Genomic DNA, 23,480 nt, shown 5'->3' on the forward strand with positions numbered 1-23,480 from the left:
TATTTTTTTATTATTCAGTTGGTTGTTGTTCTTGTTGCTGGGCCTGAATGGCCGTCAGCGCAATGGTATAAACGATGTCCTCAATTAAGGCCCCACGCGACAGGTCGTTGACCGGCTTGGCCAGGCCCTGCAGCATCGGCCCGATGCTGATGACATTGGCGCTGCGCTGCACGGCTTTGTAGGTGGTATTACCGGTGTTCAGATCCGGGAACACCAGTACCGTCGCCTGGCCGGCCACCGGGCTGTCGGGTGCTTTGCTGCGGGCCACACTGGCGGTGGTGGCGGCGTCATACTGCAGCGGGCCGTCAATAATCAGATCGGGGCGCAGCTGACGCACCAGTTCGGTGGCGGTGCGGACTTTTTCCACATCGGCACCGCTGCCGGATTTGCCGGTACTGTAACTGACCATGGCAATGCGCGGGCTGATGCCCATGGCCAGGGCCGATTCCGCACTCTGAATGGCAATATCAGCCAGCTCTTCGGCATTTGGGTCGGGGTTAACCGCACAGTCGCCGTACACCAGCACCTGATCGGGCAAACCCATAAAAAAGACCGACGACACCAGCTTGGCGCCGGGCGCGGTTTTGATCAGCTGCAGCGCCGGACGGATGGTGTTGGCGGTGGTGTGAATGGCGCCGGATACCAGCCCGTCGACTTCGTTCTGCGCCAGCATCATGGTACCCAGCACCACGTTATCTTCCAGCTGCGCCAGCGCCATGGGTTCGGTCAGTTGTTTGTGTTTGCGCAGCTCGACCATACCGGCGACGTAGTTCTGGCGCACGCTGGCGGGGGCAATCATCTGCAGCCCGTCGGGCAGTTCCACTTCGTTGGCCTGGGCTATCTGGACGATGCGTTCCGGGTCTCCCAGTAACACGCAGTTGGCAATACCACGGCTCTGACAAATCGCCGCAGCCTGAATGGTGCGGGGTTCTTCACCTTCCGGCAGCACAATGCGCTTGTTGGCCGCGCGGGCTTTTTCCACCATCTGATAGCGGAACGCGGCCGGACTGAGGCGGCTGGCATGGGGTTGCCCCAGTTGCTGCATCAGGGTGGGCATGTCCAGATGGTTGGCCACGGTTTCCATAATCAGCTGGACGCGGTCGGCGTCATCAATGGCGACCTGGGTATCCATGTGGGTCAGCTGCTGCGCCGTGGCAAAGGTATCGAGGTGGGTCTGCAGCACCGGAATGCCGGTTTGCAGCGCGCTGCGGCACAGGTTGATCAGGTTGTCGGCCGGTTTGATGCCGTGGGTCAGCAGCAAGCCGGCCAGCGGGGTGCCGTTGGTGGCGGCCATGGCGGCGGCGACCAGAATATCGTCGCGGTCGCCGGGGGCAACCAGCAGGGTGCCGGGGCGCAATACGTCGATCATATTGCCCAGCGAGCGGGCGCCCATGGCAATGCGCATAACCCGGCGGGTGTCGAGTTCGCCGGCGTTCAGAATCTCGGCATTCAGGGCGCGGGCGACATCCAGGGTACGCGGGCTGATCAGCTCGGCGGTCCAGGGAATGGTACCCAGCAGCGGACAGTTATTCAGTTTCAGCTGGCTGAAATCTTCGCTCTGGGTGGCCGGGGTAACTTCACCCACCGACGGGATGCCGGTATGGCGCGGGCCGCGGCCGGCTTTGTTAATCACACAACCGAGCAGATTGGCCTGGGCTCCGCCAAAGATACCCAGCTGGATTTTCAGCTCGGTCTGGACCTGCTGGACGGTGCGGTTACGGCCGCTGGCAACCAGCAGAATTTCAGCATTCAGGGCCTTGGCAATTTCGGCGTTCAGTTTGGCGGTGTAAGGTTCGCTGCGGTCCGGTACCAGGCCTTCAATAAGCACCACGTCGCAGTCGCGGCTGGCAATGGCATGCAGGGCGACGGTGTCTTCCAGCACCCGGTCGAGCATGCCGTCACTGACCCGCTGTTGCACCAGATTCAGGTGCATGGGGTCGGGTGTCTGCAGATGCAGCAGGGTGCGCACCAGATGGGTAGAGCGCTCGCTGGCGGCATAGCCGGGCGCTACCGGTTTAACAAAACCCACTTTCAGACCCTGCGCGTCAAGCGCCCGGATTAACCCCAGGCTGATGCTGGTTAAGCCACTTTCCAGCCCGGTGGGGGCAATAAAAATATTGATCATAAGGCCTCGGTCAGCTGGTAAGTATCCAGCGCAATCATGCGTTCTTCATCGGTCGGAACGACCAATACCAGTGGTGATCCTTGCTGGGTAATGCGGCCCTGGTCATCACCATGTTGCTGGTTCAGGCTGCTGTCGAGGCGGAAGTTCCGGTTACGCCAGGCGGCCAGAATCCGCTGACGCACTCCGGCGGCGTGCTCACCGATACCGCCGGTAAAGACCACGGCATCGATATCGGCCAGCGACACTGACAAGGCAGCAAAACTGCGCGCGACGCGGAAGCAGAACACATCGATGGCGCGCCTGGCCGTGGCGTTGCCGTCGGCCTCCGCCTGTAACAGGGTGCGCATATCGTTACTGAGACCGGATAAGCCTTTCAGACCGCTGTTGCGGTTGAGTTCGTGCATGCATTGTTCCAGCGTCAGGCCACGGCTGCGTTGCATGTGTTCGATCAGGCCGGGGTCAATATCGCCACAGCGGGAACCCATCACCAGGCCTTCCAGTGGGGTTAAGCCCATGGTGCTGTCGACGGACTGGCCAAAACGAACCGCGGTGGCGCTGCAGCCGTTGCCCAGGTGGGCAATCAGCAGATTGGTTTCTTCGACCGGTTTGTGCAGCCGGCGGGCCGCTTCCTGAGTAACGTAGCGGTAACTGGTGCCATGAAAACCATAGCGGCGTACGGCATCCTGTTCATACCAGTCATAAGGTACGCCATACAGGTAAGCCGCTTCCGGAATGCTCTGGTGGAACGAGGTATCAAAAACTGCAATCTGCGGAATGCCGGCAAAGAGTTCACGGCACAGTTCAATGCCCTGCACATTTAACGGGTTATGCAATGGGGCCAGGGCCGATAAGCTGGCCAGATCGGCCAGGTTGCTGTCGTCAATAACGGTGCTGTGTGCAAAACGCTCACCGCCATGTACAACCCGGTGGCCAACACCGCGCAGATTGCCAAGCCAGGGTTGCGCCAGTTGCAGAAAGGCCTGCATGGCGCTGCGGTGGCTGGCGTGTTCGCCGAGAGATTGCTGATGTTCCAGTTCGCCCCGGATGCGGATGGCAGAGCCGGGTTCATTCAGGCGTTCGGCCAGTGCCGTAAGGGCAGGGTGGGCGGCGGTGGCGGAGGTATACAGGGCAAATTTTACCGAAGAGCTGCCGCTGTTAATAACCAGTACAGAATCCATGTGTATGTTCCCGGGTAAGTGGAGCGGTGTCAGGCTGCCTGTGGGCGCTTCAGACCTTGCTCCAGTTGATGCAGTACGGAATAGGCCGCGCGGCTGGCGCCGGCAGGCATGTCGCCAAGGGTAAACTGAACGGCGTAACGATAGTGGCCGGTATGTTCATCACCACGGATGATGCGGGCGGGGACCGCCTGCAGGCGGTGATCATGGCTGGCCAGATTCAGCAACAGGCGCTGGCCGGGCTTCAGCCTGAGATCGCTGAGCATGGTCAGGCCGCTGATGGCAAAGTCGCTGACGGTGGCCGGCTGGGGTTTTTTCGGGCGTCCAAACCAGTTGAACAGACAAAATTCGAGTTTTAACCGGCCAGCAGGTTGGCGCTGACGGAAACGACGTTCGGCTGGTTGCACTTTATTCCCCGGAAGCAGAATCAGAATCGCGCTGATTGTCGCCGCCCGGAGAGGTTACGTCAAAGCGTTGCAGCTGATTAAACTCAATCATCTGCTGAATTTCATCAATATAGTCCTGGCCGCGCTCGGAATAGCTCTGTAATCCCTCGCTGAGGGTAATACCGCTGGGGTAACCCTGTTGCTCCAGTTCCTGCAGGCGTAATTCACGCAGTTGCCGGTAGCTTGGGTGGCTGTTGAGGTTGCGCATATAGCTTTCGATGGATTGCAGCGGGTCAGCAAAAGCGCGTACTTCATGGCGTGCATCGTCGCCCCGGCCTTCCGGAATCAGGCCGCAGCCTTCACTGAAACACCACTGGCCGAACAGGTTGTTGCCGTCGCGGGCAAAGCGTGACGTGCCCCAGGCCGATTCGTTGGCGGCCTGCGCCAGTACCAGCGATGGCGGAATAGCATTCACGCGGCGCAGCAGTAAGTCCTGCTGTTGTTCCGGAATATCGGTGGTAATACGGTATTTTTCCAGCAGGTGCTGCAGTTCCTGCTGTTCGGCTGTGCTCAGGCTGTCGGGTTCCAGCAGCCATTTTTCGGCCAGCGCGCGTTCAGCCAGAATGCGGCTGTTGGCTTCCTCAACCAGCGGCAGCAGGTAATCGAAAAATGCCTGCTTTTTTTCTTGTACATCATTGATGGTGGAAAAATCGGGCATGGGCGGCACGTCGAAGGACGTGGCCGGGCCGGCGGTGTGCTGGTCTGGTTGATCACAACCGGCGAGTATCAGCAGCAGACTGAAGAGTATTTTTTTCATCGGATAGCAGTTTTGTTTGCGATACCGCCTAGTGTAGCGGATGGATCTCATCCGCCATTGAACCTGAATGTCCGGAAATGTCAGGAAGTTTACAGATGCAGATGGTGATTAAAGCGTTTCAGCAGGCTGGATAGCTGCTCGGCCGTACGTTGGCGACGGGTCAGGCCGTGGCAGGCCAGCTGGAAATCTTCCAGAGTATGCAGCAGTTCATGAGGGCTTACGGTGATTACTTCGTATTCATAATGGTGATCCTGCACGCTGATCTTCAGCAGCTCCATATATTCGTTGGTCAGCAGGCGGATAAGGTTGAATACCTGATCTTTGCCGTCACAGGTGTTGGCTTCCCAGTAGGTGTCTTCCAGAGTCTGCAGCAGATCCCAGATGAGTTCGCTGGCCTGGCTGATGGTGATGCTGGTCATAATGCTCCCGCTGTGGCTTAGGTAACTGCCGTTAAGGTTAGCTGATAATTGCGCCCGGGGTGGCTGATCTGCGGCAAGGGAAGAGAAGGAAAAAAAGGCGGCCTGAGCCGCCTGCATTAAGCGCCGCCGGTCAGGCTTCGGCGCGGGTAAAATGACGCAGGTAACGCTGGTTCATATCCTTACGGTCCAGCAGAATCAGGGCATCGGCGACGTTAAAGGCTTTATCGAGGCAGGGCTCGCCGCAGACTTTCAGGCCAATACGCAGATAGGCTTTTAACAGGGGAGGCATCAGCGCCTTGCCGTCCAGATCGGTGTCGACCGTTGGCATCGGGACTTTGGGGGTGGCGCGGAGATGTTCCGGGGTGAAGTGATTGTCACGCAGATGGTTCACAATGGCGACAGCACGGCTGTAGCCATCGCGTAACGGGATACTGGCGCAACCCATCAGGTAATCAATGTTGTGGGCGGCCATAAACTGGGCGATGCCGGACCACAGCAGGCCAATGACGGAGCCGCTGCGGAATTCGGTATCTACGCAGGTGCGGCCAATTTCCATATAGCGCTTACCGGGCAGTAAAATGGCGCTTAAATCAAACTCGGTCGCGGAGTAGAAACCACCGGCTTTGGCCGCCAGTTCGTTGGTAAGAATGCGGCTGTAACCCACCACGCGATCATTGGCGATGTCTTTTACGATCAGATGCAGACAGTATTCATCAAAATGATCCTGATCCAGCCCCTGTTCGCTGCCGCTGACGGCGGCGCCCATATCTTCAGCAAAGACGCGATAGCGTAAGGCCATGGCCTGGCGGATTTCAGCCGGGTCCTGAGTAACCCGGGCCACTAGAGTGGAATCGAGTATGTCAGCCTGAAGCTGATGCTGCTGTGCAGTGGCTTGCTGCATGGTCATATCCGTTCTCGTTAAGGTAAGGGGAATCTAAAACCGGGCTGTGACATTTGCATGACAATCCCCGACAATCCCCGACGTTCGTCTGATGGCGCGCTATGCTAAGTGACCGGGAGGAATTATGAAACCGTTGATTGTTACACTTCTGTTACTTTTTTCTGTGTCCGTTCCGGCGCAGCCAGGCTTGTCAACAGCGACTGCGGAAGCCGTGATACGGGCGGCTCTTAAGGCGGAAACGCTGATGTGGAGCCCCTTTCCTTTGCCTTATGAGGTCGACCGCTCGCAGACCACCACGGACAGTGTGCTGCTGGAAGCTTTGTATAAGCATGGGCAGGTAACGCGGGAAAGTGAACTGCGGCTGGCCGGTGAAACGGTCAACGGGCGCTCACGCAAAGTGGCTCAGGCTTTATGGATATACCGTTACCCGGAAGGGCGTGCAGAAGATACGGGCGAGGGCTTTTATTACGGCCGGCCGGAATTGCTGCGCATTGTCGAGCTGTCTGCCCCTTATCTGGTCGGCGAGTATTACTACGCTGAGGCCTTTATTCAGTGGGCGGCGGTGGATCTGGAGGCCTGGATTCAGGATCCGGCCTTACGTACGGCCCGGACTTTGCGGCGCAGTCTGGAATCCCGGACCAGGCCCTTTGAACGGCGGGTGTATCTGCAGTTTGATGGACAGCAATGGGGCTTCTGGCGCGGCCAGCCGGGGCAGCTGTGACGGGTTAGCGGGTACGCAGTAATAACCCCGGCGGGGTGGTAAAACCGCGGTCGCGGTGCAGTACCTTGCCATCACGGCCGACCACGTAATAGCTGGGAAAGGCATCGATTTGCCAGCGCTGCATGGTGCCTGCTGTGCCCAGTAATACTTCCCCCTGAAAACCACTGCTGCGGACAAAGTCTTCCACTTCGGCCTGGTTTTGCCAGTCCAGAGCGATAACCACCACGCGCAGGTCATCGCCGGACAGCAGATTCAGTGACGGCATACTGACTTTGCACACCGCACACCAGGGGGCGAAAAAATACACCAGAGTTTTGTTGTGTGCGGCAGGCCATTGCAGGGTGCCGGTTCCTGCCGGAACAGCGGGCAGCGTTTCTGCCGGCGCCGGTTCACCGCTGTTCAGCATATGGCGGCTTAGCCACAGACTGAATCCGGCAACCAGCATCAGCACCAGTGCCATTTCAGCCAGCCAGCGGCTGCGCCGGCGTGGCTCAGATGGCACGGGAGAAGCGGTTTTGCTCATGCTGCTGCAGGTAAGTATCAAAGGCCATGCAGACGTTGCGTGACAACAAACGGCCGCGCTCGGTAATACGGATACCGCTGGCGCTGATTTCGACCAGCTCGTCTTTGACCATGGGTTCCAGCTCGGTCAGGCTGGCAGCCAGTGCCGCCCGGCTGTCGATGCCAAACTGCTGATCCAGAACAGCAAAATCGACACCCAGATGGCACAGCAGGCCGCTGATCACGGCCCGGCGCAGACGATCGTCAGCACTGGTATGCAGTTGCTTCATGACCGGCAGCTGGTCCAGCCCCAGGGCTTCTTCATAACCGTCCATGGTGGTCTGGTTCTGCAGATACCAGTCACCGATCTGGCTGATGGATGAAATGCCAAAACCGATCAGGTCACAGTTGCCGTGGGTGGTGTAGCCCTGGAAATTACGGTGCAGTTTGCCACTGGCCTGAGCCCGGGCGAGTTCATCATCCGGCTTGGCGAAGTGGTCCATACCTACATAGTGGTAGTTGGCTTCCGAAAGCTTGTTAATGCAGTGCCCCAGAATCGCCAGTTTTTCACCGGCATCGGGCAGATCTTCGGCGTTAATACGGCGTTGTGGTTTAAAGCGTTCCGGCAGGTGGGCGTAGTTAAACACGGACAACCGGTCCGGGCTCATGTCCACAATGGCATCCAGGGTGCGGTCGAAGGTTTCCAGGCTCTGGAAGGGCAGGCCGTAGATCAGATCCATATTGATGGAGCGGAAACCCAGTTCTCTTGCTTCCAGCATTACCGCGCGGATCATGCTTTCCGGCTGAATACGGTTAACGGCTTCCTGCACTTTATGTTCGAGGTCCTGCACACCAAAGCTGATGCGGTTAAAGCCCAGCTGGCGCAGCAGTTTCAGGGTGTTGGGGCGCAGTTCACGCGGGTCGATCTCAATCGAGAAATCGGCATCAGCGGCGGTGCTGAAACGGAACTGTGAGCGCAGAAATTCCATCAGCTCGGTCAGCTGCTCATCGGTCAGAAAGGTGGGGGTGCCGCCGCCCAGGTGCAGCTGTTCGACCGGGGCGTCGCCCTGCAGCAGCGCACGCTTCATAAGGATTTCCTGTTTCAGAATCTCCAGATAGGGCGCTGAGCGGCTGGTGTCTTTGGTAACAATCTTATTGCAGCCACAGTAGTAGCAAACATGGCGGCAGAACGGAATGTGCAGATACAGCGACAGCGGTTTGGCCGGATCACGCTGGGCAAAGGCACTGCGTTCATCGGCATCGCTGACGGCAGGTTTGAACTCGACCGCGGTCGGGTAAGAGGTATAGCGCGGGCCGGCTTTGTTATAGCGCTGGATCAGCAAGGGATCCCAGAACAGAAATTCACTCATGGTCGTACTCACCTGATAGTTGCAGGAATGCTACCGCATTGGTGCCGGTATTGTTATTGCCCCATATCAATTCTGCCGGCGCGGAGGGGGTAGGTGGCGGCTCCTGATGGTGTAGGCCGATGTCGCCGGACTCGCTAGGTATCCTGTTGATTTATGGTATGATTCGGGCCTTTATTGGCAGCCCGCCGGAAGCCCTTGCAGGCCCGGTGGTGCACCAACCACAAGGACAGAGTCACCTGCTACAACCATAACAGGGTGATTCCAGACGACGGGCCGGGTATCTATGGGTGAGTTAGCCAGAGAAGTTCTTCCGATTAACATTGAAGACGAGCTGCAGCAGTCTTATCTCGATTACGCCATGAGCGTGATTGTGGGCCGGGCGTTGCCAGATGTGCGTGACGGTCTTAAGCCGGTACACCGCCGCGTTCTGCACGCCATGAACGTGCTGGGTAACGATTGGAACAAGCCCTATAAAAAATCTGCCCGTGTGGTGGGTGACGTGATCGGTAAATACCACCCGCACGGCGATTCGGCGGTGTATGACACCATCGTGCGGATGGCGCAGGACTTCTCCATGCGTTACCGGCTGGTGGATGGTCAGGGTAACTTTGGTTCGGTCGACGGCGACTCTGCGGCGGCTATGCGTTACACCGAAGTGCGGATGGCTAAAATCAGCCACGACATTCTGGCTGATATCGACAAAGAAACTGTGGACTGGGTGCCCAACTACGACGGCACGGAACAGATTCCGGCGGTTATGCCGACCCGGGTGCCAAACCTGCTGGTAAACGGCTCCTCCGGTATTGCCGTGGGTATGGCCACCAATATTCCGCCGCACAACCTGACGGAAGTACTGAACGGCTGTCTGGCGCTGATCGATAATCCGGAATTGGATATCGATGGCCTGATGGAATATATACCCGGCCCGGATTTCCCGACCGGTGCTTTTATCAACGGCCGTGAAGGCATCGTTGAAGCCTACCGCACCGGCCGTGGCCGTATTTACCTGCGCGCCCGGCATCATTTTGAAGAAGACGACAAAAACGGCAAAGTCTCCATCATCTTCACCGAGATTCCGTATCAGGTGAACAAGGCCCGTCTGATCGAAAAGATCGCCGAGCTGGTGAAAGAAAAGAAAATCGAAGGCATCACCGAACTGCGCGACGAGTCTGACAAAGACGGTATGCGTATTGTGGTGGAACTGCGCCGTGGCGAAATGCCGGAAGTGGTGTTGAACAATCTGTTTGCGCAAACCCAGCTGCAGGGCGTGTTCGGTATTAATACCGTGGCGCTGGTCGACGGTCAGCCGAAAATTCTGAACCTGAAACAGCTGCTGGAAGCCTTCGTTAAGCACCGCCGTGAAGTGGTGACCCGCCGGACCATTTACGATCTGCGCAAAGCCCGTGAGCGTGGCCATTTGCTCGAAGGTCTGGCGCTGGCGCTGGCCAATATTGATCCGGTAATTGAACTGATCAAAAAATCCCCGACTGCCGCCGAAGCCAAAGAGCGCTTAATCGCCACGCCCTGGGCGCCGGGTGATGTGCTGGATATGCTCGAACGTGCCGGTCCGGATGCCTGTCGTCCGGATGATCTGCCGGAAGAATACGGTTTCCGTAATGGTTCTTACCATCTGTCACCGGCTCAGGCACAAGCCATTCTGGATCTGCGCCTGCAGAAGCTGACCGGCCTTGAGCACGAAAAACTGATTGAAGAATACCAGCTGAAACTGGAAGAAATTGCCGGCTTCCTGGAAATTCTGGGCAGTGCTGAACGCCTGATGGAAGTCATCCGCGAAGAGCTGGTGGCCATCCGGGAAGAATACGGCGATGCCCGTAAGACCGAAATCATGGCGCAGAAACGCGACCTGACCATGGCCGACCTGATTCCGGAAGAAACCCTGGTATTAACTCTGTCGCACGGTGGCTATGCCAAAACCCAGCCGATGGATGCTTACCAGGCGCAGAAGCGCGGTGGCAAGGGCAAGTCAGCGGCCAGTGTCAAAGACGAAGACTTTATTGAACGCATGCTGGTGGTGAACAGCCACGATACCGTGCTGTGCTTTACCGACGCCGGCAAAGTGTACTGGCTGACCGTGTATGACATTCCGCAGGCCAGCCGTAACGCCAAGGGCCGGCCGATTGTGAACGTGCTGAACCTCGGCGAAGGTGAGCGCATCACGGCTATTTTACCGGTGCCTGAATACCGCGAAGACCGTTTCGTATTCATGGTCACCGCCCGCGGTACGGTAAAGAAAACCACGCTGGACCAGTTCAGCCGTCCGCGTTCAGTGGGCCTGATTGCCTGTGAACTGGACGACGGCGATCATCTGGTGGGTGTGGCCATTACCGACGGCAGCCAGGATATTCTGATGATGTCCAATGCCGGTAAAGCGGTGCGTTTCAAAGAGTCGGATGTCCGTGCCATGGGCCGTGGTGCCCGTGGTGTGCGTGGTATCAAACTGAATGAAGGCCAGCGCGTAATCTCCCTGATCGTACCGGAAGAAGGTGGCACCATTCTGACCGCGTCTGAGCGTGGTTACGGTAAGCGCACCGAGGTTACCGAATTCCCGACCAAAGGCCGTGGCACCCAGGGCGTTATCGCCATGGTGGTGGATGACCGTAACGGCCCGCTGGTCGGTGCCGTACAGGTATTTGATGGCGACGAAGTGATGCTGATCAGCGATCAGGGCACACTGGTGCGTACCCGGGTGAACGAAGTATCGGTGCTGGGCCGCAACACCAAAGGCGTGACGCTGATTAAAGTCGATGCCAAAGAAAAACTGGTGGGTGTGGAACGTATCTGCGATACCGATGAAGAAGATGCCGATGTGCTGGATACCGAGGGTGTTAACCCGGATGCCGCAGAGCCGGGAATGAATGGTGCAGACGATGCTGCAACCAATAACGACGTAACAGAAGAAAGCGATAACGAGGAATAAGGAATGGAGCCCATGAATCAGGGACAGTACAACCACGCAGCCGATGAAATTGATCTGTTTGATCTGATCGATGATATCAAGGAGAAATGGTACTGGCTGATCGGTACCGGCTTGGTCAGCGTAGTGCTGGCGGGTTTGTATGCTTTTATGGCAACTCCTACCTTTCAGACCGAAGTGGTGTACAAGCCTGTTACTGAAGCGGAATTGTTGCCGCTGAACCAGCCGCGTCTGAAAGATGTGTTCGATATTGCTGCAGATAAAAGTTATATGACCGCTGAGCAGGCGTTTAAGGATGTGCGTGCTCAGGCCCTTTCGGGGTCATTATTGCGGGAATTTTATAACCTGTTGCTCAGTGAAAAAGATCCGCAGCTGTTGCCGTTGATTTTTAATGAAAAAATTTCACCGGAGCAGAATTTCAGCAAATTTACCGAGCGTTTCAGCAGCGTGGACCCGGGCGCTAAGCAAAATGATGTTTTTTTACGGCTGAAATTTGAGCTGTCTGATGCAGCACTGGCCAGTGCAGTACTCAATCGTTACAGCGATTTTATGTTGCAAAAACATCGTGATGAAACCCGTGAAGCGGTCAGTATGCGTATTGAAGCCAAACTGGACCAGTGGCGGATTCAGGCGGATGAAATGCGTACCAAATATCTGGCTGAAAAAGAGCGTCGCCTGCTGACTTTGGAAGAAGCCGCAGCGGTTGCAGCCAGCATTAATCAGCAGCGCCCACTGTACGATGCTGAACGTGTTTCCGTGGGCGCTCAGCCTCCGCTGTATATGATGGGTGAAAAAGCCTTGCGCTCAGAAATTACCCAATTAAAAGGGCGCGCTCAGCGCGGCGAGGATGCTTATATTGCTGGCTTGCCTGAATTACTGTGGAAAATTAAAACGGTAGAAGAAACCCAAATTGCCTGGAATCGGGTGAAATATATTCAGCTGGATCAGTCTGCTATTGTGCCGTTGTCGGCGATTAAACCACGCAAGTTGCTGGTCCTGGCACTGGGTGCTGTCGCAGGTGGCATGGCTGGTATTATGTTTGCACTGATGGCCGCTGCACAGGTGCGGCGTCGCCAGCGGAAACTGAATGAAAAAGCACGTAGTTGATCAATAAGTTTTGAATCAGGTGCGTCTGCAAAGGCGCACCTTTTGTATTTTAAGTGTGTGAGTTCTTAGCGAGTGCCTTTGCAAATGACCCGACTGTATAACTTCTGTGCCGGCCCGGCCGCGTTGCCACTGCCTGTTCTGGAACAAGCCCGCGATGAAATAACCGATTGGCACGGCAAAGGCCTGTCGATTATGGAAATGAGCCACCGCAGTAAAGAGTTTGTGGCAGTGGCGGCGCAGGCTGAACAGGATCTGCGTGATCTGTTAAAAATTCCGGCCAATTACAAAGTGCTGTTTATGCAGGGCGGCGCCCACAGTCAGTTCAGCATGGTGCCGATGAACCTGCTGCGCGGTGGCAAAAAAGCTGACTATATCGTTACCGGTCAGTGGTCCAAGAAGGCCGTGGGCGAAGCCAAGCGCTATGCCGATGTACATATTGCGGCCAGCACCGAAGGCAATAATTTCACGTCTGTACCGGCGCAGCACGAGCTGGACCTGAGTGCGGATGCCGCCTATGTGCATTATTGCCCGAACGAAACCATTGGCGGGGTGAAGTTTGATTACATTCCCGATGTCGGCGACAAAGTGCTGGTGGCGGATTATTCTTCGTCGATTTTGTCTGAGCCGATTGATGTATCGAAATTCGGTTTAATTTACGCCGGCGCACAGAAAAACATTGGTCCTGCCGGTATCTGTGTGGTGATCGTCCGTGAAGATCTGCTGGGTGACACTCTGCCGGGCACGCCGACCATGTTTGATTACAAAGTCTGTGCTGATAACGACTCCATGTACAACACGCCGCCGACCTACAGCTGGTATCTGGCCGGGCTGGTATTCCAGTGGCTGAAAGCTCAGGGCGGGGTAGAAGGCATTGCTGTGGTGAATCATCGCAAAGCCGCCAAACTGTACGATTACATTGATAACAGCGGTTTTTACGCCAACCCGGTGGTAAAAAATAACCGTTCCATTATGAACGTGCCGTTCACCCTGCAGGACGCCGCGCTGGATAAAACCTTCCTGGCGGAAAGCGAAGCGGCTGGCTTACTGAATTTAGCCGGTCACCGCAGTGTGGGTGGTATGCGTGCGTCCATTTATAACGCGGTTTCGGAAGAAGCCGTTGACGCTTTAATCGCCTTTATGGCGGATTTTGCCAAACGTCACGGTTGAGAGAATACCCATGAGTGAAGCCCGGGAACTTGAGCAGCTGCGCCAGCAGATCGACAGCTTAGATCAGCAGATTCAGAGCCTGATTAATCAGCGTGCCCGCTGTGCTCAGCAGGTGGCCGAGGTTAAGCATAAATATGCTCAGCCGGGTGAACCCGTGGTGTTTTATCGCCCGGAGCGCGAAGCGCAGGTGTTGCGTAATGTGATGGCCCGTAATGAAGGCCCGCTGCCCAATGAGGGCATGGCGCGGTTATTCCGGGAAATTATGTCGCAATGTCTGGCGCTGGAAGAGCCGCTGCAGGTGGCCTATTTGGGCCCGGAAGGGACCTTTACCCAACAGGCAGCGGTGAAACATTTTGGCCATGCCGTTACCTGCCGCAGCCAGATTTCCATTGCTGATGTATTCCGCGAAGTGGAAAGCGGTGCTGCTCATTACGGCGTGGTGCCGGTGGAAAATTCCACCGAGGGCGTGGTTACCCACACGCACGACAGCTTTTTTGATTCCAGCCTGAAAATCTGCGGTGAAGTGGCGTTGCGTATACACCATAATTTGCTGGTTACAACTCCGGATCAGAAGGTTGAGCGCATTTATTCCCATGCGCAGTCGCTGGGCCAGTGCCGGCGCTGGCTGGATCAGCATTACCCGGGAATTGAGCGCATTGCGGTCAGCTCCAACGCCGAAGCGGCGCGGCGGGCCAGTAAAGAAGAAGGCAGCGCGGCGATTGCCAGCGAAGCGGCGGCCGAGCTGTATCAGCTGCATACCCAGGCGGCCAATATTGAAGACCGTCCGGATAACACCACGCGCTTCCTGATTATTGGTCGTCAGCCCACCACCCCCAGTGGCGATGATAAAACCTCGGTATTAATTGCCAGCCGCAATCAGCCGGGGGCCCTGTATCAGGTGCTGGAGCCGTTCCACAAAGCAGGTATCAGCCTGACCCGGATTGAAACCCGGCCCGCGCGCAGCGGTACCTGGAGCTATGTATTTTTTATTGATTTTGAAGGCCACCGCGACGATGCCAGCATCGCGCCGGTGATGGAAGAATTACGCAATATTGCGGTGGATTTCCGCTGGTTAGGCTCTTACCCCAAAGCAGTGATGTAAGGTTTCTTATGACAGTGAATTTTCAGCAGTTAGCCGTGACCGGCGTACAAAGTCTGCAGCCGTATCAGCCGGGTAAGCCCATCGATGAGCTGGCGCGTGAGTTGGGCCTGAACGAAGCCGACATCGTTAAACTGGCCAGCAATGAAAACCCGCTCGGCCCCAGTCCGAAAGCATTGGCGGCGGCGCAGGCAGCGCTGACGGATATGACCCTGTACCCGGACGGTGCCGGTTTTGTGCTGAAAAAAGCCTTGTGTGACAAGCTCGGCATTCAGCCGCAGCAAATTGTATTGGGCAACGGCTCCAGCGATATCCTCGATTTTATTACCCGGGTGTTCGTCAATGACGGCGACAACGTGGTGACCTCGCAGCACGCCTTCGCTATTTATGGTCTGGTGGCCAAAATGGTTGGTGCCGAATGCATTAATGTACCGGCGAAAAACTTTGGCCATGATCTGGATGCGATGGCCGCCGCCATTAATGATCGTACCCGCATCGTCTTCGTCACCAACCCGAATAATCCGACCGGCACTTGGCTGAAAAAAGACGAGTTGGTCGCGTTTTTAAATAAAGTACCGGCGCAGGTCCTGGTGCTGCTGGACGAAGCCTATTTTGAGTATGTGCAGGAAGCCGACTACCCGGATGGTATTCAGCTGTTACCGCAGTATCCGAACCTGATTATCGCCCGTACCTTCTCCAAGGCTTATGGTCTGGCGGCCTTGCGCGTCGGTTACAGTGTCTCCAGCCCCGAACTGGCCGATTTAATGAACCGGGTGCGGCCGCCGTTTAACGTTAATTCGGTGGCGCTGGCTGCTGCCGCGGCGGCGTTAGCGGATGACGATTATGTGGCGCGCAGCGTGGCGGAAAATACTGCGGGTATGCAGCAGTTAACTAACGCTTTTGCAGCCATGAACCTCAGTTATATTCCGTCGGTGGGTAATTTTATTGCTTTTAAAGTACCGGCTGGTGTGAAAGCCATGGATGTGTACAACCAGCTGCTTGGTAAGGGCGTAATTGTTCGTCCGGTCGGTAATTACGAAATGCCGGATTATCTGCGTGTTTCTATCGGCACGGCCGCGGAAAACACCGCGTTTATTCATGCGTTGCAAGCGGTGCTGTCTTGAGTGCGGAAACCCCTTTCTTTATTCCCCGCCTGAGTATTATCGGGCTGGGTTTAATTGGCTGCTCCTGGGCTAAGGGTTTGCGTGTGCGCGGCTGTGTTGGCGAAGTGCTGGGCTACGACCGTAATCTGGATTCCATGCAGGAAGCGCTGAACAGCGGCATTATTGACCGTATTAGCTCTGACCTGGCGGCGGCGGTTGCGGGTGCTGACCTGGTGATTATTTCCGTACCTATTCTGGCGGTACGGCAGGTGCTGCAGGAAATTGCACCGCATCTGGCTGCCCATGCGGTGATTACTGATGTGGGCTCGGTTAAAGGCTCGGTGGCGGACGATGTGGCGGCGGTGTTCGGTGCCGATTTTCCGCGTTTTGTGCTGGGCCACCCCATTGCCGGTTCCGAGCGCAGTGGTGTAAGTGCTGCCGACGAAAATCTGTACGTGCGGCACAAGGTGATTATTACCCCGCAACCGCATACCGATAAAACCGCGCTGCGGTTGGTGCGCCGGGCATGGCGGGCGGTGGAAGCCGACGTGGAAAGCATGGACGTGGTGCATCACGATGAAGTACTGGCCGCCACCAGCCATCTGCCGCATCTGATGGCCTATTCACTGGTGGATACGCTGGCCAATACCCACGAAAACAAAGAAATTTTTAATTACGCTGCCGGCGGCTTCCGCGATTTTACCCGCATTGCCGCCAGCAGCCCGGTTATGTGGCGGGATATTTTTTCTGCCAATAAAACGCAGATTCTGAAAACACTCGATCTGTTTACCCACGATCTGCATTTTTTACGCGCGGCCATTGAAGCCGATGACACCACCACCGTCATGGGGGTGCTGACCCGGGCCAAAGTGGCGCGCGATCATTTCTCTAAAATACTTGCCCGCAGGGCCTATGTAGAACCTATGAAAACGGCATCTGTTACTTATATCGCTTCACCTTCCGGCGCGCTGACCGGCACCTTCCGTGTGCCCGGCGATAAATCCATTTCCCACCGTTCCATCATGCTGGGATCGCTGGCCGAAGGCACCACGGAAGTGACTGGCTTTCTGGAAGGCGAAGACAGCCTGGCGACGCTGCAGGCGTTCCGCGATATGGGCGTGGTGATTGAAGGCCCACACCGTGGCCGGGTGACCATTCATGGTGTCGGTCTGCACGGTCTGCAGCCGCCACCGGGGCCGCTGTATCTGGGTAACTCCGGAACCTCTATGCGCTTGCTGGCGGGCTTAATGGCCGGCCAGACCTTTGATGTGGAGATGAGTGGCGATGCGTCGTTGTCCAAGCGTCCGATGGGCCGGGTGGCCGATCCGCTGAAACGGATGGGCGCGGTGGTGGATACCGCCGACGGCGGCCGTCCGCCCATTAAAGTGCACGGCGCGGGTAAGCTGACCGGCATTCACTACGATCTGCCGATGGCCAGCGCCCAGGTGAAAAGCTGTGTGCTGCTGGCCGGCCTGTACGCCGAAGGCGAAACCTCGGTAACCGAACCAGCCCCGACCCGTGACCATACCGAGCGGATGCTGAAAGGCTTTGGCTACGACGTGCAGGTGAACGGCAACACCGTCACCCTGCGTTCCGGTGGCAAACTGACCGCCACCAATATCGACGTACCAGCCGATATTTCCTCGGCCGCCTTCTTTATGGTGGGGGCCAGCATTGCCGAAGGATCGGATATTACCCTTGAGCACGTCGGCATGAACCCGACCCGCGATGGCATCATCAATATCCTGCGCGCCATGGGCGGCAATATTGAGGTGCTGAACCCGCGTGAAGTCGGCGGTGAGCCGGTAGCCGATATCCGTATCCGCAGCGCCAGACTGAAAGGCATTCATATTCCGGAAGATCAGGTGCCGCTGGCCATTGACGAATTTCCGGCGCTGTTTATTGCCGCCGCCTGTGCTGAAGGCGAAACCATTCTGACCGGCGCGGAAGAACTGCGCGTGAAAGAAAGCGACCGCATTCAGGTGATGATCGACGGCCTCACCACGCTGGGCGTACAGGCCGAAGGTACTGCCGACGGTGCCATCATTCAGGGTCTGGGCCACAGTGGCCTGCTCGGTGGCGGCGAAGTGATCAGCCACGGCGACCACCGCATTGCCATGAGCTTTGCCATGGCGTCATTGCGGGCGTCCAGCGCCATCACCATTCTGGATTGTGCCAACGTCGCGACCTCGTTCCCGGGCTTTGTCGATCTGGCTAACAATGCTGGCCTGGAACTGGATGTGCTGACCACCAAGGCCTGAGGCTTGGTGGCAGAAGCAAGACGGGAGGCGGGAGACGCAAAGCGCTGCCCGTCTTAAACGGAAAAAATGAAAGGATCAGCCATGAATACTCAGGCTCCTGTAATCACCATCGATGGCCCGTCCGGTGCCGGCAAAGGTACGGTGTGTGCCCGTCTGGCGCAGGTGCTGAACTGGCAACTGCTGGATAGCGGGGCGCTGTACCGTATCACCGGCCTGGCCGCCAGCCGCAAGGGCCTGGCACTGGATGACGAAGCTGCCGTGGCGGCGGTGGCGGCGGCGCTGGATGTGCGCTTTGAACCGACTCCGGTGGGCGTGCGTGTGATTCTGGAAGGCGACGATGTCACCAGCACCATCCGTACCGAAGAAGTGGGCAGTCTGGCCTCCCAGGTGGCGGCCTTGCCGGCAGTGCGCGATGCGCTGCTGCAGCGTCAGCGCGACTTCCGTACCGCCCCGGGTGTGATTGCCGACGGCCGCGATATGGGCACGGTGGTGTTCCCTGATGCGCCGGTGAAAGTATTCCTCACCGCCAGTGCCGAGGAACGCGGTCAGCGCCGCTACAAACAGTTGCTTGAAAAGGGCTTTCATGCTAGTTTGCCGGCCCTTATCGAAGACATCCGGGCCCGCGATGAGCGTGACAGCAACCGTGCTGTTGCCCCATTGAAGCCAGCGCAAGATGCTGTGCTGATCGACAGCACCTCAATGAGTATTGAGGAAGTGTGCGATCAGGTTATGAATCTTGTCCGAACAGCAGGACTGATCTGAGATGAAACAGGCGTGTGAGCCGGCTCTGTAAGAGAACACATGCCCGTTTTTTTGTCTGACTAACCCCAAATGTCTGGCCATTTGGATAGCGTCGTCTTCCATTATTCACCCCCGGAAGCGCGCACTAACGAAATAGGTAAATACTCATGAGCATGAGCGAAAGCTTTGCAGCACTGTTTGAAGAATCCCTGAAAGAACTGGACATGCAGACTGGTTCCATCGTGACCGGTACCGTTGTTGATATCGACAGCGACTGGGTTACTGTGAACGCTGGCCTGAAATCAGAAGCCGTTATTCCGCGTGTACAGTTCCTGAACGAAAAAGGTGAGCTGGAAGTTAAAATCGGCGACACCACTCAGGTTTCTCTGGAAGCCGTTGAAGATGGTTTCGGTGAAACCAAGCTCTCCCGCGAAAAAGCCAAGCGTGCTGAAAGCTGGATCGAGCTGGAAAAAGCCTTCGAAGCTGACGAAATGGTCATGGGTATCATCAACGGTAAAGTCAAAGGTGGCTTCACTGTTGAACTGAAAAACATCCGTGCGTTCCTGCCAGGCTCTCTGGTAGACGTGCGTCCTGTGCGCGATACCGCTCACCTGGAAGGCAAAGAGCTGGAATTCAAAGTTATCAAGCTGGACGCCAAGCGTAACAACGTTGTGGTATCCCGTCGTGCCGTTCTGGAAGCTGCTAACAGCCAGGAACGCGAAGAACTGCTGGCTAACCTGCAGGAAGGCCAGTCTGTTAAAGGTATCGTTAAGAACCTGACCGACTACGGTGCATTCGTAGATCTGGGCGGTGTTGACGGCCTGCTGCACATCACTGACATGGCGTGGAAACGCATCAAGCACCCGAGCGAAATCGTTGCTGTTGGCGATGAAATCGACGTTAAAGTGCTGAAGTTTGACCGCGAGCGCAACCGTGTGTCTCTGGGTCTGAAGCAGCTGGGTGATGATCCGTGGGTCAGCATCAACGAGCGTTACCCGGAAAATGCCCGTGTGAAAGCACGCGTAACCAACCTGACTGACTACGGCTGCTTCGCTGAGCTGGAAGAAGGCGTTGAAGGTCTGGTGCACGTTTCTGAAATGGATTGGACCAACAAGAACATCCACCCGAGCAAAGTCGTTCAGGTTGGTGATGAAATCGACGTAATGGTTCTGGACATCGATGAAGAACGTCGTCGTATTTCTCTGGGTATCAAGCAGTGCACCATGAACCCATGGGAAGAGTTCGGTACCAAGTTCAACAAAGGCGACAAGATCAACGGTAAGATCAAGTCCATCACTGACTTCGGTATCTTCATTGGTCTGGACGGCGGCATCGACGGTCTGGTTCACCTGTCTGACATTTCCTGGAACGAAACCGGCGAAGAAGCCGTACGTCGCTACAAGAAAGGTGATGAGCTGGAAACCGTTATCCTGTCTATCGACCCAGAGCGTGAGCGTATCTCTCTGGGCGTGAAACAGCTGGAAAGCGATCCGTTCTCTGAGTTCGTAGCTGAAAACGACAAAGGCACTCTGGTTACCGGTAAAGTGATTGCCGTAGAAGCCAAGTCTGCCACTGTTGAAATCGCTCCGGGCGTAGAAGCCACTCTGAAAGCGTCTGAAATCAGCCGCGACAAAGTGGAAGATGCCCGTAACGCTCTGAACGAAGGTGACACCGTTGAAGCGGTTATCACTGCCGTTGACCGTAAGAACCGCACCATCAGCCTGTCTGTTAAGTCTAAAGACGATGTAGCTGACAAAGCGGCTCTGAAAGAACAGCGCGCTAAAGCAGAAGCTGAGATGACTGGTCCGACCACCATCGGCGACCTGCTGAAAGAACAGCTGAACAAAAACAGCTGATCGGTACTGACCGATACCGGGTGGTGTAACAGCCACCCAATAAAAAACCCGCTACGGCGGGTTTTTTATTGGGTTTTTTCTGCGCCGATGGGGTGCCGGCTGCTGGTTATTCGATGCCGCTGACATCAATCTGATAGCGCAATTTGCCTTTTTCATAGTAGGCCAGCCGTATCAGCTGATACTGATGCCGGGGTGAGAACCAGGCAAACAACTGCCGTTTATTACTGCTGCGGATCTGCTGCACCTTAATGGCCTGCAGTTGGCCGATGGCGGTATCCAATGGTTCTTCACCGACCACAACAAAACGGTGTTCACGGATTTTATCTTCATCAAACACCGGATAGTTCAGTTCGGTTTTACCCTGTGCCAGATCCAGGCTGGCCTGCAGCATATAGCTGAGGCTGTCCTGCACGCCGGGCTGCCAGATATCCTTGTACAGCTTGTTGTTCTGCGCATCGGTGATCTCTTGCCGTGCCGGTGCAAATAACACCGTCTGCGTGGGTGTGTTCAGAAAGCCGGTGGTCTGGTAACGGTACAGCAGTGGCTGCAGCTGTTGTTCCTGTAAAGAGAACTCAGTGCTTTCGTGCAGGGTGGCGATACTGGCTTCGGCATCAAAGGTAAAGCGCCAGCGGTTATTATCCAGCCGTTCCAGCTGGCGTTTGCCTTCAATATCAAAGCTGAACCAGCCCAATTCATAACGGGTTTTATAATGCACGGTAAAGGGCTGCAGGGTCAGGCGGTTCTCTGTGGCGGCTGCTGTCACTGTGTTGGTATGGCTGAGCACGGCGGCTGGTTCTGCTGTCGCCACGGGCACGGCATTGGTTGCGGTTTCCGGTGCACTGTCAGCTGCGGCCGGCAGCGCTGCTAACAGACTGGCGGGCAGTGTTATCAGCAGGGTGGCGGCCAGAGGCCGGAAGGGGGCGTGGGCTATTAACATAACGGCATCCGTTAAGAATGTGCCGGCAGTATAACGCGCTTAAAAAGAGGAAGTCAGGGACCGTGTTGGTCCCTGTTCGGCGTCGCTGTTCAGGATTCCAGCGCTAAGCCACTGGCAGGCAGGGGATTACCGTCCAGCATGGCCTGCTTACCCTGCATTTTCAGGCGGCCTTCAACAAACCATTTCACCGCAATGGGGTAAATAATGTGTTCCTGGGCATGCACCCGTTGTTGCAGGCTGGTGGCGTCATCAGTGGGCTGCACCGGCACCACGGCCTGAATAATATTCGGGCCGTCATCCAGCACTTCCGTCACAAAGTGCACGGTGACCCCATGTTGGCTGTCGCCGGCGTCCAGAGCGCGCTGATGCGTATTCAGGCCCTGATATTTGGGTAGCAGTGACGGATGAATATTCAGCAGGCGGCCTTCGTAATGGGCGACAAATGCCGGGGTAAGAATACGCATAAAGCCGGCCAGTATGACCAGGTCGGGTTCGCAGTCATCAATCTGCTGGCGCAGTTCGGCGTCAAAGGCTTCGCGGCTGCTGTACTCTTTATGGTCGATAACCAGCGTTGGCAGACCGCGGTCGCGGGCTTTCTGCACGCCGGCGGCATCCGGGCGGTTGCAGATAACGCCGGCAATATCGGCATCAATCTGGCCGGCACTGATGGCTTCGGCAATGGCCAGCATATTGCTGCCACTGCCGGAGATCAGAATTACGAGGCGCGGCGTGTGACCGGCCCCGGCATTGCTCAGGTTCATACGATACGGGTACCGGTAAACTGTACCTGAGCTTCCTCAGCCTGACGGGCAGCCACTTCACCAATGATCCAGCTTTGTTCACCTTCGGCGTTCAGCAATGCCACGGCGGCATCGGCTTTGGCTTCCGGCAGGGCCACGATAAGGCCAACACCACAGTTAAAGGTGCGGAACATTTCTGCGGTAGCCACGTTGCCAGCCTGTTGCAGCCACTCAAACACCGCCGGCCATTTCCAGCTGTTGGTATCAATAATGGCTTTGCAGTCGTCCGGCAGTACGCGCGGAATATTTTCCTGGAAACCGCCACCGGTCACGTGACACATGGCGTGCACTTCACTGGCATTAATCAGCTTCAGGGCGGACTTCACATAAATACGGGTCGGTGCCATCAGGGCATCCGCCAGGCTCTGGCCGTCGACGTCTACGGTCAGGTCGGCATTGGATACTTCCAGGATCTTGCGAATCAGGGAGTAGCCATTGGAGTGCGGGCCAGAAGAGGCAACGGCAACCAGTTTGTCGCCGGCGGCCACTTTAGAGCCATCAATAATCTGGGATTTTTCGACGATACCCACACAGAAACCGGCCAGGTCGTAATCTTCGCCTTCGTACATGCCCGGCATTTCAGCAGTTTCACCGCCGACCAGAGAAGCGCCGGCCTGTTCGCAGCCGATACCAATACCGTTGATTACATCGGACGCAACATCAACATTCAGTTTGCCGGTGGCGTAATAATCGAGGAAGAACAGCGGCTCGGCGCCGGCGACTACCAGATCGTTCACACACATGGCCACCAGATCAATGCCGATGCTGTCGTGCTTTTTCAGGTCCATGGCCAGACGCAGCTTGGTGCCCACGCCATCGGTACCGGATACCAGTACCGGCTCGCGGTAGCCCTGCGGCAGTTCAAACAGGGCGCCGAAACCGCCCAGGCCTGCCATTACCTCGGGGCGGCGGGTCCGTTTGGCAACGCCTTTGATGCGTTCAACCAATGCATTACCAGCGTCGATATCGACGCCTGCGTCTTTGTAGCTCAGGGATTGCTTGTCACTCATGCCGTCGTCACTGGGTGGCCAAAAGAAAGGCGCACATTCTAACGATTTG

At 56.5% G+C, this 23,480-nt stretch carries 20 protein-coding genes; 9 read left to right on the forward strand and 11 right to left on the reverse strand.

The window, feature by feature from the left end; genetic code table 11:
- Nucleotides 1–10: 10 nt before the first annotated feature.
- From pta to GJQ55_RS04960, 6 genes are all read right to left on the reverse strand, one after another.
- The gene (pta, locus tag GJQ55_RS04935) at nt 11–2,125 is read right to left on the reverse strand and encodes a phosphate acetyltransferase (RefSeq protein ID WP_228346399.1); all 2,115 of its coding nucleotides are present in this window, start codon (nt 2,123–2,125) and stop codon (nt 11–13) included.
- A complete protein-coding gene (locus GJQ55_RS04940) occupies nt 2,122–3,303 on the reverse strand; it encodes an acetate kinase (RefSeq protein WP_228346400.1) in 1,182 nt (393 codons plus the stop codon). Before GJQ55_RS04940 ends, pta begins: the two co-directional genes overlap by 4 nt.
- Nucleotides 3,304–3,332: 29 nt before the next feature.
- Nucleotides 3,333–3,707 (reverse strand): PilZ domain-containing protein, encoded by a 375-nt coding sequence (locus GJQ55_RS04945; RefSeq protein ID WP_228346401.1) that lies wholly within the window; start codon nt 3,705–3,707, stop codon nt 3,333–3,335.
- Between the two features lies 1 nt (nt 3,708).
- Nucleotides 3,709–4,503: a glucosaminidase domain-containing protein gene (locus GJQ55_RS04950; RefSeq protein ID WP_228346402.1), complete on the reverse strand. Its 795-nt coding sequence runs from the start codon at nt 4,501–4,503 to the stop codon at nt 3,709–3,711.
- A gap of 89 nt (nt 4,504–4,592) precedes the next feature.
- Nucleotides 4,593–4,922 carry a hypothetical protein gene (locus GJQ55_RS04955; protein WP_228346403.1) on the reverse strand — a complete coding sequence of 110 codons (330 nt, stop codon included), beginning with the start codon at nt 4,920–4,922 and terminating at the stop codon, nt 4,593–4,595.
- A gap of 130 nt (nt 4,923–5,052) precedes the next feature.
- The gene (locus tag GJQ55_RS04960; RefSeq protein WP_228346404.1) at nt 5,053–5,829 is read right to left on the reverse strand and encodes a GNAT family N-acetyltransferase; all 777 of its coding nucleotides are present in this window, start codon (nt 5,827–5,829) and stop codon (nt 5,053–5,055) included.
- A gap of 238 nt (nt 5,830–6,067) precedes the next feature.
- On the opposite strand from GJQ55_RS04960, the gene GJQ55_RS04965 reads away from it, so the two are divergent.
- On the forward strand, nt 6,068–6,544 hold the full coding sequence (locus GJQ55_RS04965) for a hypothetical protein (RefSeq protein WP_228346405.1): 477 nt from the start codon (nt 6,068–6,070) through the stop codon (nt 6,542–6,544).
- A 4-nt stretch (nt 6,545–6,548) separates the two neighbouring features.
- On the opposite strand, the gene GJQ55_RS04970 is transcribed toward GJQ55_RS04965, so the two are convergent.
- Together GJQ55_RS04970 and hemN are read right to left on the reverse strand one after the other, a co-directional pair.
- On the reverse strand, nt 6,549–7,067 hold the full coding sequence (locus GJQ55_RS04970) for a TlpA family protein disulfide reductase (protein WP_228346406.1): 519 nt from the start codon (nt 7,065–7,067) through the stop codon (nt 6,549–6,551).
- A complete protein-coding gene (hemN, locus tag GJQ55_RS04975; RefSeq protein WP_228346407.1) occupies nt 7,036–8,415 on the reverse strand; it encodes an oxygen-independent coproporphyrinogen III oxidase in 1,380 nt (459 codons plus the stop codon). Before hemN ends, GJQ55_RS04970 begins: the two co-directional genes overlap by 32 nt.
- Before the next feature lie 283 nt (nt 8,416–8,698).
- On the opposite strand from hemN, the gene gyrA reads away from it, so the two are divergent.
- The 8 genes from gyrA (at nt 8,699) to rpsA (ending at nt 20,684) form a co-directional block, all read left to right on the forward strand.
- Entirely contained in the window at nt 8,699–11,353 is a 2,655-nt protein-coding gene (gene gyrA, locus GJQ55_RS04980; protein WP_228346408.1) for a DNA gyrase subunit A, read from the forward strand.
- A 12-nt stretch (nt 11,354–11,365) separates the two neighbouring features.
- Complete coding sequence (locus tag GJQ55_RS04985) at nt 11,366–12,457, forward strand: Wzz/FepE/Etk N-terminal domain-containing protein (RefSeq protein WP_228346409.1); 1,092 nt, start codon at nt 11,366–11,368, stop codon at nt 12,455–12,457.
- Nucleotides 12,458–12,541: 84 nt separating this feature from the next.
- A complete protein-coding gene (gene serC / locus GJQ55_RS04990; protein WP_228346410.1) occupies nt 12,542–13,624 on the forward strand; it encodes a 3-phosphoserine/phosphohydroxythreonine transaminase in 1,083 nt (360 codons plus the stop codon).
- Between the two features lie 10 nt (nt 13,625–13,634).
- Nucleotides 13,635–14,726, forward strand: coding sequence for a prephenate dehydratase (gene pheA / locus GJQ55_RS04995; protein ID WP_228346411.1), 1,092 nt, complete (start codon nt 13,635–13,637; stop codon nt 14,724–14,726).
- A gap of 8 nt (nt 14,727–14,734) precedes the next feature.
- Nucleotides 14,735–15,847: a histidinol-phosphate transaminase gene (gene hisC, locus GJQ55_RS05000; protein WP_228346412.1), complete on the forward strand. Its 1,113-nt coding sequence runs from the start codon at nt 14,735–14,737 to the stop codon at nt 15,845–15,847.
- Entirely contained in the window at nt 15,844–18,087 is a 2,244-nt protein-coding gene (locus tag GJQ55_RS05005) for a bifunctional prephenate dehydrogenase/3-phosphoshikimate 1-carboxyvinyltransferase (protein ID WP_228346413.1), read from the forward strand. The genes hisC and GJQ55_RS05005 overlap by 4 nt, the downstream gene beginning before the upstream one ends.
- Nucleotides 18,088–18,168: 81 nt before the next feature.
- Nucleotides 18,169–18,849, forward strand: a complete 681-nt coding sequence (cmk, locus tag GJQ55_RS05010) for a (d)CMP kinase (RefSeq protein ID WP_228346414.1) — start codon at nt 18,169–18,171, stop codon at nt 18,847–18,849.
- 152 nt (nt 18,850–19,001) lie between these two features.
- Entirely contained in the window at nt 19,002–20,684 is a 1,683-nt protein-coding gene (gene rpsA / locus GJQ55_RS05015; protein ID WP_228346754.1) for a 30S ribosomal protein S1, read from the forward strand.
- A 106-nt stretch (nt 20,685–20,790) separates the two neighbouring features.
- Here rpsA and GJQ55_RS05020 read toward each other — a convergent pair whose 3' ends face one another.
- The 3 genes from GJQ55_RS05020 to purM all read right to left on the reverse strand — a co-directional run bounded on the left by GJQ55_RS05020 (nt 20,791) and on the right by purM (nt 23,431).
- A complete protein-coding gene (locus GJQ55_RS05020; protein ID WP_228346415.1) occupies nt 20,791–21,621 on the reverse strand; it encodes a DUF3108 domain-containing protein in 831 nt (276 codons plus the stop codon).
- An 89-nt stretch (nt 21,622–21,710) separates the two neighbouring features.
- Complete coding sequence (gene purN, locus GJQ55_RS05025) at nt 21,711–22,382, reverse strand: phosphoribosylglycinamide formyltransferase (RefSeq protein WP_228346416.1); 672 nt, start codon at nt 22,380–22,382, stop codon at nt 21,711–21,713.
- On the reverse strand, nt 22,379–23,431 hold the full coding sequence (gene purM, locus GJQ55_RS05030; protein WP_228346417.1) for a phosphoribosylformylglycinamidine cyclo-ligase: 1,053 nt from the start codon (nt 23,429–23,431) through the stop codon (nt 22,379–22,381). The genes purN and purM overlap by 4 nt, the downstream gene beginning before the upstream one ends.
- Nucleotides 23,432–23,480 lie beyond the last annotated feature (49 nt).

It is taken from the genome of Venatoribacter cucullus, assembly GCF_016132445.1.
Taxonomy (GTDB): domain Bacteria; phylum Pseudomonadota; class Gammaproteobacteria; order Pseudomonadales; family Oceanobacteraceae; genus Venatoribacter; species Venatoribacter cucullus.